The organism is Streptomyces sp. NBC_00510 (genome assembly GCA_036013505.1).
Taxonomy (GTDB): domain Bacteria; phylum Actinomycetota; class Actinomycetes; order Streptomycetales; family Streptomycetaceae; genus Actinacidiphila.
In genome coordinates this window covers 1,404,905-1,416,817 of sequence record CP107851.1, presented here as the reverse complement: position 1 = coordinate 1,416,817, position 11,913 = coordinate 1,404,905, and the positions used below count along the sequence as shown (strand labels likewise).

Annotated in this window: 8 protein-coding genes; all 8 read right to left on the bottom strand. The window is 75.1% G+C overall.

Annotation, left to right across the window (positions count from 1 at the left end; translation table 11 throughout):
• Positions 1-33: 33 nt before the first annotated feature.
• On the bottom strand, positions 34-1,023 hold the full coding sequence (locus tag OG937_06270) for an ATP-binding cassette domain-containing protein (protein WUD71323.1): 990 nt from the start codon (positions 1,021-1,023) through the stop codon (positions 34-36).
• Positions 1,020-3,785: a hypothetical protein gene (locus OG937_06265; GenBank protein WUD71322.1), complete on the bottom strand. Its 2,766-nt coding sequence runs from the start codon at positions 3,783-3,785 to the stop codon at positions 1,020-1,022. The genes OG937_06270 and OG937_06265 overlap by 4 nt, the downstream gene beginning before the upstream one ends.
• 1 nt (position 3,786) lies before the next feature.
• Positions 3,787-7,134, bottom strand: coding sequence for an ABC transporter permease (locus tag OG937_06260; protein ID WUD71321.1), 3,348 nt, complete (start codon positions 7,132-7,134; stop codon positions 3,787-3,789).
• Between the two features lie 181 nt (positions 7,135-7,315).
• A complete protein-coding gene (locus tag OG937_06255) occupies positions 7,316-8,386 on the bottom strand; it encodes a peptidase (GenBank protein WUD71320.1) in 1,071 nt (356 codons plus the stop codon).
• 143 nt (positions 8,387-8,529) lie between these two features.
• A complete protein-coding gene (locus OG937_06250) occupies positions 8,530-8,940 on the bottom strand; it encodes a VOC family protein (GenBank protein ID WUD71319.1) in 411 nt (136 codons plus the stop codon).
• A gap of 77 nt (positions 8,941-9,017) precedes the next feature.
• Complete coding sequence (locus OG937_06245) at positions 9,018-9,419, bottom strand: AraC family transcriptional regulator (GenBank protein WUD71318.1); 402 nt, start codon at positions 9,417-9,419, stop codon at positions 9,018-9,020.
• A gap of 65 nt (positions 9,420-9,484) precedes the next feature.
• On the bottom strand, positions 9,485-10,627 hold the full coding sequence (locus tag OG937_06240) for a permease (GenBank protein ID WUD71317.1): 1,143 nt from the start codon (positions 10,625-10,627) through the stop codon (positions 9,485-9,487).
• A gap of 4 nt (positions 10,628-10,631) precedes the next feature.
• On the bottom strand, positions 10,632-11,765 hold the full coding sequence (locus tag OG937_06235; GenBank protein ID WUD71316.1) for a galactosyldiacylglycerol synthase: 1,134 nt from the start codon (positions 11,763-11,765) through the stop codon (positions 10,632-10,634).
• Between the last annotated feature and the right edge of the window lie 148 nt (positions 11,766-11,913).

The following is an 11,913-nucleotide window of genomic DNA, read 5'->3' as shown; positions in this document are numbered from 1 at the left end:
CCGGGCGGGTTGCCGGTTTCCTCCGCGGGCCGGTCAGTCCTGTTCGGGGCGGTCGGGGCGGTCGGGGCGGACGGCGATGTGGTCGGGTTCGAGTTCGAGCATGACGCGGTTGCGGATGTCGAGGGCGTGGGTGTAGTCGCGGGGGAGCTGGAGGCGGCCGGAGCGGTCGACGGTGGCGTATTCGCTGGCGTGGACGGTGGTGCGGCCTTCGTCGTCGACGCTGGTGCGGCGGACGACTTCGGAGGCGGTGCGGCCGTCGCGGATGGCGACGGTGCGGTCGACGGCGGTGGCCACGGCCTGGTCGTGGGTGACGACGACGATGGTGGTGCCGAGTTCCTTGTTGGCGGTGCGGAAGGCGCCGAAGACCTGCTCGCCGGTGGCGGAGTCCAGCTGGCCGGTGGGTTCGTCGGCCAGCACCAGGGAGGGGTGGTTGGCCAGGGCGACGGCGATGGCGGTGCGCTGCTGTTCGCCGCCGGACATCTGCTGGGGTCGGCGGTCGGCGGCGTAGCCGACGCCCATCAGGTCCAGCAGTTCGGTGGCGCGCTTGGCGCGTTCGGTGCGGCTCTTGACGCGGCCGGCAAGGCGCATGGGCAGGACGACGTTCTGCAGGGCGGTCAGGTAGGGCAGCAGGTTGCGTGAGGTCTGCTGCCAGACGAAGCCGACGACCTCGCGTTGGTAGCGCAGGCGCGCGGCGGCGTTCATGGCGAGCAGGTCGAAGCCGGCGACCGAGGCGGCGCCGGCGGTGGGGGTGTCCAGCCCGGCCAGGATGTTGAGCAGGGTGGACTTGCCGCTGCCGGACGCGCCGACCAGGGCCATCAGTTCGCCTTGCTGCACCAGCAGGTCCAGTCCCTGCAGCGCCTGGACCTCCACGCCCTGGGCGGTGAAGATCCGCACCAGCCGGTCGCAGACGATCAACGCGTCGTGCCCGTAGGCGGGCTGCTCCCGGCTCTCGGTGACGCGCCGTTCCAGGTCCGCCAGCGTCGCACCGCTCCGTGCCGCCGTCCCCGGTGTGTCCTGGCTCATTCCCGTTCCCCCATCCGCAGTTCCGTTCCCTCTCCGCGTCGTCCTGTCAGCCACGCCTGCCCCACCAGCACCGCGCAAGCCAGCACCACCAGCGCGGCCGACGGCAGCAGCAGCGACAGCGGGTCCGTGCGCAGCACCGTCCCGGACACGCCGGTCACCGGCGCGGCCGAGGAGAAGGCGAGCGCGGTCAGATCCACCCCCTGACGCAGCAGCGGGACCGTGGCCAGGCTGACCAGGATGCCGCCGAGGGCGCCCAGCAGCACCTGCGGCAGCGTCTCCAGCACCGCCAGCCATTGCCGCTGACGGCCCGTCATGCCCATCGTCCGCAGCCGCGCCAGCAACGCCTTGCGCTGCGGCGTGTGCACCATCAGGGAGAGCAGCAGGGCCAGCGCGCTGTAGCCCGCGCCCGCCGCCACGGCTGCCAGGTACACCCGCCGGGCGCCGGTCTGGAGCGCCGAGGAGGTGAACGACGCGCGTTCCTCGGAGCGGAGGGCCACCGTCAGGTCCGCCGAGGCGGCGCGCGCGGCGGCGTTGAGCGCCCGCCCGTCCAGTCGCGGCCCCGTCACGTAGAGCGCGGTCGCGGCCTGGACGGGGGAGCGGGCGGTCTCGGGGTGCGTGCGGGCCAGGCCGGCCGCGGAGACGACGACGAACTCGCCGCCCAGGACGGCGGGCGTCACGTCGCGCACCGCGGCCGTGCGCACCGGGGTCGCCCCGGCGAAGGCCTGCACGGACACGGTCGTCCTGCCGAACTCCCGTGCCAGCGCGGGGGAGACGATCGCGGGGAGCGGTCCGCTGCCGTCGCCCTCCAGTGTCGCGGCGGGGAAGGGGGTGCCGATGCCCGTGGCGGCCACCAGGGCGGCGTAGCGTGCCGGATCGACGACGACCAGGTCGTAGGAGGTGCCGGCCGGCGCCGTCGAGAGACCCGTCTCGATCCTCACGGGCGAGGTGCCGAGGACGCCGTGCACCCGCCGGACCCGCGCGTCCAGCCCCTCCGGGAGCGTGGTGAGGGACTCGATCCGGGCGTCGCCGCCGACCGCGCGCGTGGCGGCGCGGTCGCGGCCGCTCTCGACGCCGGTGAGGACCGAGCCGCCGAACGACGTCACGGCCAGCGCCACCAGCACGGCCACCAGCGGCAGCGCCGTGGCGGAGGGCGTACGGCCGGCCCGGGCCAGCCCCAGGTACAGCACCGTGCCCCGCATCCGGGCCGCGGGCCGGGAGAGCAGCCGCAACGGCAGCGGGTACAGCCGGAGCAGGACCAGTGCCCCGATCACCGCGACCAGCACCGGTGCCGCGGCGGTGAGCAGGTCCGCGCCGCCGTCCGCCGTGCCCCGGCGCCGCAGCGCCACGACCGCGCCGGTCACGACGACCGCCACCGTCAGCTCCGCCACCGCCCGGCGGCGTGAGGGCCGGGCCTGCACGAGGTCGTCGCGCCGCTCCGGGCCCACCCGGCGGACGAGCGCCACCGCCCGCAGCGGCAGCGCCGGAACGGCGACCGCCGCCACCAGCACCCCGGCGAGCAGGGAGGCGGCGGAGCGTTCGGCCGGCACCAGCAGCAGCGCGAGCAGCACCCCGACCGCCGTGCACGGGACGACCACGACGGCGCTCTCCGTCAGCAGCCGGGCGCACAGACCCGTCAGGCTGCTTCCGCGCGCCCGCAGCAGCCGCAGCTCGGTACGGCGACGGGTCGCCGACAGGCCGCCCGCCATCAGCAGCACGATTCCTGCCACGGCGCCCACGCCCACCGTCGCGATCAGCACCAGTGGCGCGGCGGCCTCCCGCTCCCGTACGAACGGCCCCAGCAGCGCGGCGAGTCCGTCCTGACCCACGGTGACCGCCTGGCTTCCGGTCAGTATGCGCAGCTGGGTGGAGTCCGGTCCGCCCGTCAGCGACGCCAGCCGGTCGCGCAGCGCGGGCACGTCGTGGGCGCTCAACGCGCCGACGTCGGCGGGGTGGTGCCAGTACAGGCGGGCGCCCTCCGGCAGGCCGAGCACCACGCCGCCGGCGTCCTGGCCGATGAGCGCGGTGAAGTGCCAGTAGTGCTCCGGGTCCTCACCCGGCGGGCCGGGGACGCTCACGAGGGTCGGGGCGAGCAGGTCCTGCTCGGCGTTCCAGAAGGCCTCGCCGGGCGAGTGGGGTTCGACGATCCCGGTGATCCGCACGGTCAGCCCGGCCCCGGTCGTGTCCAGCAGGTGGACCGCGGAACCCGCGCGCAGGCCCATCACCTTCGCGGTCCGTGCGGTGACCACCGCCTCCACCTCGCGCTCCCCGGCGGTGGACGCCGGCATGCGTCCGGCGACGAGCCGGGAGCGGGCGGCGAGGCCCGGCTGGGAGATGAGCGTCGCCCGCGGATCGCGGTCCCTGGTCGGCCGGGGCAGGCCGGGATCGGTCGCCGCCGCCGCCTCGGCGTTGCGCACCCCGTACACCGTCTGCGCGGTGTCCAGGGCCAGCGGCGGCCGCACCACACTCCGGAACATGTCCTCGGTCCTGGCGAGTTCCCTCGCCTGGAACGGCGAACCGCCACCGCCTCGCACCCCGGAGAACGACAGGTCCAAGGTGGCGGTGACGCTGCGGTCGGTCAGGGAGGCCCGCCGGAGGGTGTCCCGCAGCGCGGCGTCCTCGTACGCCTCGACGGTGCGGGGCAGCGCCGCCGCGAGGAACGCGGTCACCAGCACCAGGGCGGCCAGCGCCAGCGCCCCACCGGGGGCGGCGCGCAGGCGGGCACCGGTCCACGAGGCCGGCCGGGCGGTACGCACGTCGGTCACGTCACTCCCCTCCCTGCCGGCGCAGCGCGCGGACCGGATCGGCCGTACGCAACGCCGCCACCGCCACCGCCAGCAGCGGCAGCACCGCCACCGCGGCCAGCAGCTCCAGCAACGGCACGGCGGGCAACTCCACCCGCACCTCGGGCACCGGGCTGTCCGCGCGTGCCGTCAGCACGATCAGCGGCACGATCGACCGGGTCAGCGCCCCGCCCAGCAGCGCCCCGACCCCCACCGCGGTCAGCACCAGCAGCCCCTGCTCCGCCGCGATCACCCGGGCCAGCGACTTCCGCGGCGTGCCCAGCGCCCGCAGCAGCGCGAACTCCTCCGAGCGCTCCCGTACCGCTCCCGCCGCCGCGACCGCGAAACCCACCGCCGCCAGCACCGCGGCCGCCACCACCGCCGCCGGCAGGGCCGACAACGGACCCGCGCCCAGCGGGTCACGCCGCAACTGCGCCCGCGCCTCGTCACGGACCACGATCGTGGCGGCGTCCCCCCGGGCGCGCAGGGCCGAGGCCACACGGGGCGCTCCGGCCGGGCCGGCGGCGAGCCACCACTCGGTGGGCTCCAGCCCGCGCTGGTCCTGGAAGACCAGGGCGCGGTTCAGGCTCGCCAGGTCCAGCAGGACGGCGCCGCCGCCGGTGCCCGTGGAGCCGTCCCGCCCTGTGGTGGGCAGCGCGTGGAGCGACCCTGTGATGCGCAGGGACAGCCGTGTGCCCTCCAGCTCGACCGGGACGGTGCTGCCGGGCTTCGCGTCGACGGCGCTCAGGAAGGCGTCGGTGACGACCGCGGGCAGCACCGTGGGCGGCCGCGGCCCCGCCCGCAGGGTGAGGGAGGCTCCGTCGGCGCCGTTGGGGATGTCCCGCTGGAAGGGTTCCTCGCCCGTGTCGTAGCGGACGGTCAGCGGGGTGTCCGCGGCGGAGCGCGGCTCGCCGGTGCGTGAGGGGCGGTAGCCGAGGCCGGGGGCCTCGGGGAAGTCGGGGTTGTCGATCTGCGTGCGGGCGGACCAGGCCGTCGTGGTGGGGGAGGGCACCTCGCGTGTGCCGTCGCCGGTGGTCACCGCGCGTACGTCGGTGACCGTCAGGCTGTGCCGCTCGTTCCGCCGGGGCACCAGGTACTCGGCCCGGAGCCCGGTCAGACGCAGCGGCCCGGCGGGCCCCGCGCCGCGCACCCGGCCCGTGACGGCCGCGAAGTCGGCCTCCAGCACGTGCCGTTCGCCGTCGGCCCGGACCTCGCCGAGGGAGAGCGTGTACGGGACGCCGTACCGGTCGGTCAGCGTCACGAACAGCTGGTCGGTCACCGTGCCGGCGACGGTGCGGTCCCCGGCCCCCAGCGACCGGAGACGGACCGTCAGGCGGAGCCGGTCGGTGCCGTCGGGCAGGACGAATCCGGCGCTGCGGGCGGCGGGGCCGCCGTCCGCCCGCAGGGGTCGCACGAGGTCCGCGAGGGGCTCGTCGGACAGGTCGTCACGCAGCCGCAGGACACGGGCGGCCGAGGTGGTGTCCACGGCCAGGACGGTCGCGTCGCGGTCGCGGGGCAGGGACACGGTGGCGCGGCCGGCGGGGGTGACGGCCGCGATGCCGGGTACGTCGTCGTAGACGCCGCCCTGCCCGAACGCGGGCGTGGCGGAACCGGACACGCGCAGGTCGGCGCCGACCGCGAAGTCCGCCTGGTCGTCCTGGGACCGGGTCCAGGTGCTGTTCTCGCCGATCGCGAACATGCTGATCGACACGGCGAAGACCAGCAGCAGGGCGGGCCCCGCCCCGCGGCCCGGGCGGCGTGCCAGCTGCCAGCCCACCAGGGACGCCGGCAGCCCGCGGGCCTTCGCCGCGCGGCGCTCGCCGAGCCGGGCCGCCAGCGGCAGCAGCCGCAGCGCCAGCACCGCACCCGCCAGCAGGCACAGCGCGGGCGCCCCCACCAGGACCGGATCCAGACCCAGCCGTCCGGAGGTGTCGGTGCTGAGCGTCCCACTGCCCGCCTCGCGGCGGGACAACTGCCAGAACGCCAGGCCGGCCACGAGCACCAGGCCCGCGTCCGCACCCGCCTGCACGCCGGCGGGCAACGCCCGCCGGCGCCGTCGCGCCGTGTACTCCTGCGTGTACGTCCCCGTGCGCCGCAGTACGGGCCCGACGACGGCGAGACCGCAGGCCAGTGCGGTGAGCGCGGCCACCCACCAGGCCGTCAGCGACGAGGGCTCCAGCCGGACCCCCGCCCGCGCCAGCGCCCCGTGACCGGCGAGCAGCCGCACCAGGCGGCCCGAGAGCAGCGGGGCCAGCACCACGGCCGGTACGGTCAGCAGCAGGGCCTCGGCCGTGGCGAAACCGGTCATCTGGGCGCGCGAGCCGCCGCGGGCACGCAACTGCGCGGTCTCGGCGGAGCGTTCCTCCGCGAGCAGTCCGGCGACAAGGAGCAGGGAGAGAGCGGCCAGCAGCATCAGCTGCAGAACGCTGATCAGCAGGGTCGACCGGCTCACCAGCAGGGTTCCGCGCAACTCTCCCAACAGGTCCGGGAGTTCGCTGCTCGCCACGACGGAGTTCGCGGCCTGCAGGGTGCCCAGCCGCTGCACCGTCCGCTGGACGCTCCCGCTGACGTCGTCGGCGCGGGCCGTGGTCATCGCGGCGAAGTCCCCCTGCGCCTGCCAGGCCATCTCCACAGCGGGGACCCCGCCGGGGCCGAAGGCCCCCGGGACGGTGACCATCGGCCCATACGTGGTGAAGGAGAGCGTCCGCACGCCGCGGCCGCCCAGCGGGTCGAGCCGCCAGTACAGGGCATATCGGTCGACCGGCCGGTATGTCCCCGTCACGCGGACCCGCAGCGTGCCGTGGCGCAGCCGGTCGGTCAGGGTGAGCACCTGCCCGGTGCGCACCTTCAGCGCTTCCGCGGCCGCCTCGGGCAGCGCCACCGGGACCGGTCCGTCGGCCGCCGGGGCACCGGGGAAGGTGCCCTCGGCCATGGTCACCCGCGTCCGGTCCAGCGTCGACAGCACCGTCAGGTCCGGGTCCCCGGTGCGCGGGGCACCGCGTGGCCGCAGCGCCATCGGCAGCCCGTACGGGCCGGAACGGGTGACCCCGGTGACGGACACCGGCAGGCCGTCGTAGGCGCCGGCGACCGTGGCACGCACGGCCCCGTCCGCCGCGCCCGGGTCCTTGCCGTCGACGTCGGCGGTGATCCCGACCAGTGTCCGTGCCGCCGACTGCTCCTGCAGCGCGCGCCGCAGACCGGCGTCCCCCACGGCCGAGCTGAACGCGGCGAGCGCGGCGACCGCGCAGGTGGTGAGGAGCACGGAGAGCAGGGCGGCGCCGAGCAGCAGGCGATGTGCGCGCAGACGCAGGAACACGAACCCCGGCACCACGCCCCCCGTTCTCGATGGCCCGTGCAATGAGATTGGCACAGACTACGCCCACCCGGCCCCGGGGCTAAGGGCCCGGCCGTCACCGGTTCCGGGCACAACACACCCGGCCCCGGCCGCCGTTGAGGGGCAGGCGGGACGGCGCCTCCCGGCCGCGGCCGGGAGGCGCCGTGGTCGGCGTCGCTCAGCGGGCGCTGTGCTGGGCGTGTTGGTAGAGCGGCCCGGTGACGGCGGAGGTGAACTGCGGGCCCACCAGGTGCCGTGTGCAGCCCGGGGCCGGATCCCAGGGGTCGCAGGCGTTGCCCGAGGCGTCGAGCCGGCCGCCCTCGGAGTTGTCGCCGACGACGGTGCCCAGACCGGACTCCGGGTCGAGACCGGCTATCCGCGGGCCCCCGCTGGAGCCGCCGCCCATGATGCACTCGGTCCCCCACAGCCCCTTGGCCGCGGGGTACTCGGGGGTGCCGACGACCTGCTCGGCCCGTCCGGTGCAGTAGGCGAGCCGCTCGCCGGTGTACTCGGGAAGGCCCTCACGCTCCGGGTCCGAGGCCGCGCGGGGGTAACCGAACTGGTGGACCCTCCGGTCGCCGGGCCGGTCGAAGCCGATCCTCTGCGCCGCGCCGACCGCGGCCTGGACGGTCCGCCCCCGCGCGTCCGTGTCGAGGACCACGAACGCCTGGTCGTAGGCGCCGTAGACCTCACCGTGCTGCTGGTCGTTCTCCAGCCAGGTCGGGGCGACGACCCCCAGCCGGCCGGTGAACCTCCCGTAGGGCGCCCGTCCGTCGCGGTAGCCGGGCACGAACAGCACGTTCCGCGTCCACTGGTTGTCCTCACCGATGAGGTCGGTGTTGTTCACGCAGTGCCCCGCGGTGACCACGGTGCTGCCGTTGGCGCTCTCGACGACGGTGGCGGTGCAACTGGAGTCCTCGCCGTGGTCGGTGAAGAACAGCCGGCCCACCGTACGGCCGAGGGCGCTCCGCCCCGTCCACGGGGCGCCGTCGGGACCGCTCTTTGACGGGTTGCCCGACGAGGGTTGGGTCAGCGCCGCGATCCGCTCCGGCGTCCAGTAGTCGAGGACCGCCTGCCGCTCGGCCCGGGTGACCGCCTGGTCATGGACGGCCACGGCGGTCGTGGACGGCTGGACGGCGACGGCGACCGACGCCTCCGGGGCCGTGACGAGCACGGCCGCGGCGACGAGGACGGCCGCCAGAAGCGGCCGGTGGAGGTGCGCGGAAGGGGGTACCTGACGTGACGGCATGCTGCTCCTCGGGACGTCGATCGCACTGCCCCGCAGGCCGCGTGCCGGTGACACGGGCCTGCGGGCAGAAGGACGTGCGATACAGACGTCCGGGAGGGGCAGTCGGTTGGGACCGATCGCGGGCGCCTCCCGGCGGCCGCGGCTCAGGCCTTCGGCTGGGTGAAGCGGATGCTGTTGCCGAAGGGGTCGCGCAGGCCGCAGTCGATCCCGTACGGGCGCACGGTCGGCTCCTCGGTGAACTCCACGCCCAGGTCCCGGAGCGTCTCGTAGGTCTTGCGGCAGTCGTCGGTGCTGAAGATCAGGTGGCCGCCCGTGGCGCCCTTGGCGACCAGCTCGCGGACCTGCTGCGCGGTCTCCTCGGACATCGCCGGCGGGCCCGGCTTCTCCAGCAGGATCTGGCGCTCCGGGTGGCCGGGGACATTCACCGTGAGCCAGCGCATGAAGCCCAGGTCGACGTCCGCGTTCACCTCCAGGCCGAGCTTGCCGACGTAGAAGTCGAGGGCCTCGTCCTGGTCCAGGACGTAGATCTGCGAGTGCGTGATGGCGTTGAACATGTGCATCACGCTACTGGCCGGGCCGGACGAAAACTTATCCAAAACTGCTCACCCTGCTCGGCCTGCTCGGCCCGCGATCAGGCACGCGGCCGCATCCACGCCTTCGCGAAGCACGTCGGCACGTCCATGGCCGTCGCCTGCTTGCGGTACGCCCGCGGCGACGTGCCCACGATGTCGCGGAAGGTGCGGCTGAAGGTCCCCGGGCTGCCGAAGCCGACCTCGAAGCAGATGTCCGTCACGCTGCGGTCGCTCTCCCGCAGCAGGAACATCGCCCGCTCCACGCGGCGGCGCTGCAGGTAGCGGTGCGGCGTCTCCCCGAAGGTGGCCCGGAAGGTGCGGGTGAAGTGCGCCTGTGACACATGGGCGATCCGCGCCAGCGCCGGCACGTCCAGCGGCTGCGCGTACGCACGGTCCATCGCGTCCCGTGCCCGGAGCATCCGGCGGTTGGTCTCTTCTGCGGCGCGGCTCACGGAGCCCATGAGACCACAGGCCTCCGCCGCCCCCGGCCCCCGGCCCCCGGACCGGGGCCGGGGCCGGACCACGCTCAGTGCCCGCCCGCCGGTGAGCCGCCCATCATCCGCAGCATCCGGCGGCCGTCCGTGCCGAGGAAGCGGGCCAGCAGCACGGCGGCGAGCGCGAGGAAGGCGATGTTGAGCCAGGTGGTGTAGTCCCAGTGGACGCCGCCGCCGGGGACGTGGGCGCTCGACCGGTCGGGGATCAGACCGAGCGCGCCGAAGAGCACCTCGACGACGTAGCCGGCGACGGCCATGGCGACGTAGAAGGTCCACAGGACCAGCAGGGCCGTGCGGCGGCCGTAGTACTTCCGGTAGATGTTGAGGATCGGCAGGATCAGCAGGTCGGCGAAGATGAACGACACCACGCCGCCGAAGCTGATGCCCCCGGTCCACAGGACCACCGCGAGGGGCACGTTGCCGACCGAGCAGACGAACGAGGCCATGGCGACGAGCGGCCCGATCAGCGGGCCCCACAGCTTCGCCGCGAGCGGATGCCCCTCGAAGAAGAAGGCCTGCCAGAAGGAGTCCGGCACCCAGGCGGCGACGGCGCCGGCGATGAGCAGGCCGAGCACGAGGTCGCGCAGGATCGCCGCCCACTCCATCACGAAGACGTGCGACGTGGCGGTGAAGCCCTCGGGGGACAGCAGGCGCCGCAGGAACGGGCCCTCGCGGCGCACGGACATGTCCATCGCCGCGTGCCCCTCCATCGACCCGGCGAGCCCGCGGTCGGCTTGGGCGCGGGCCTCCCGCAGCAGGTCCGGCCGGAGCAGGCGCCGGAAGAGCAGTGCGAGGACGACGATCATGACCGGCCCGCCGACGAATTCCGCCACCGTGAACTGCCAGCCCATGAGCAGGGCCAGCAGGACGCCGAGTTCGACCACGAGGTTGGTGGAGGCGATCTCGAAGGCCATCGCCGCCGTGAAGCTCGCCCCCTTGCGGAAGAGCGAGCGGGCGAGGGCGACGGCGGCGTAGGAGCAGGACGAGGACGCCGCGCCCAGGCCTGCGGCGATCACCAGCGTCCGGGGCCGGTCGTCGCCGAGCAGGCCGACGACGCCCTGCTTGCGGGCCACGGCCTGGACGACCGCGGACAGTGCGAAACCGAGGATCAGCGCCCAGGTGATGTCCCAGGTCATGGCGCCCGCGATGGACAGGGCGTGGAGGACGGCGTCCACGCGGTCAGACCGCGACCGGGGCCGGTTCGCAACGCTCCATCAGGTGCGCCGCGGTGTCCGGGGCGAAGAGCGCGGCGGCGGCCGGGGAGGGGGTGCGGCGCGGGCGGCGCGGACGGGTGAGGCCGTCCAGGACGTCGATCAGCGTCCACGGATCGGTGGCGAAGCGGGTCAGACCGAGCGCCGCCATCTGGTGCGCCCCGGCCTTGCCGTGGCCCGGGATGGGGCGGTAGCCGACGACGGGCAGTCCCATGGCCAGTGCTTCGAGCGCGGTCTGCCCCGCGGCGTTGTCCACCAGCGCGTCCGCCGCGCTCATCAGCGCGGGCATGTCCCGTTCCCAGCCCAGCGCGAGCGTCCCGGGGACGCGGGAGAGCCGGGCCCGCAGCCGCCGGTTCTCGCCGCACAGCGCCACCGGCAGGAAACCGGCCCGCGCGAGCAGGGCGGCCGTGTCCGCCAGGTGCGTGCCGGCGCCCCAGGCACCCGCGGAGAGCAGGACGACCGGCCGGTCCGGCGCCCGGGAACGGAACACCCGGTGCCAGGGCCCGGCGTCCGGGGCGGGCGCCAGGAAGCGGGACGCGACCAGGGGACCGGTCGCGGAGGCCGGGCGGTCGGTGGCCTCCCGCACCCGGCGGGCGGCGCTTTCGGTGAGGCAGCAGTACAGGTCGTTGCCGGGGTGGAGCCACTGGCTGTGCACGTCGAAGTCCGTGACCACCACCGCGCTGGGCACCGCAAGCGTTCCGCGGGCCCGCATCCCGCCGGTGAGCTGCGCCGCAAGGTGGAACACCGGGACGACCAGCCCGGGCCGCTCGCGCCGGACGAGTTCGGCGAGCCCGCGCTCGGCGAGTCCGGCCAGCCCGGCCGGGCCGGGCGTGCGGCGTGACCCGCCGGGGCGCAGGAACGTCGCATAGATGCCCGCGTAGAGCAGCGGGAGGTGCAGGACCGTGGCGCGGTAGAAGGCGCGCAGCGCCGCGCCGGCGTGCGCGGGGAGGAGTTCCAGCACGTCGGCCCTGCGGGCCTGCGCGCCGCGGGCGGTGAGCCGTGCGACGAGCTCGTCGGCGACGGCGTCGTGACCGGCGCCCATGGCGGCGCTGAGCACGAGGAAACGCCGGGGCGCACGGCCCGCCCGCCCGGTGTGCGTCACCGCGACACCACGTCCCGCCGGGAGGGAACGGGCGGCGCTGCTGCGGGCACATCCGGCACGTGATCACCTCGTACACCAGTTGCGGACTACTCGGGTCTAACCGATTTGCCCCGTCTTGAAACGAACCGCCCCGCATCATGGGGCGACC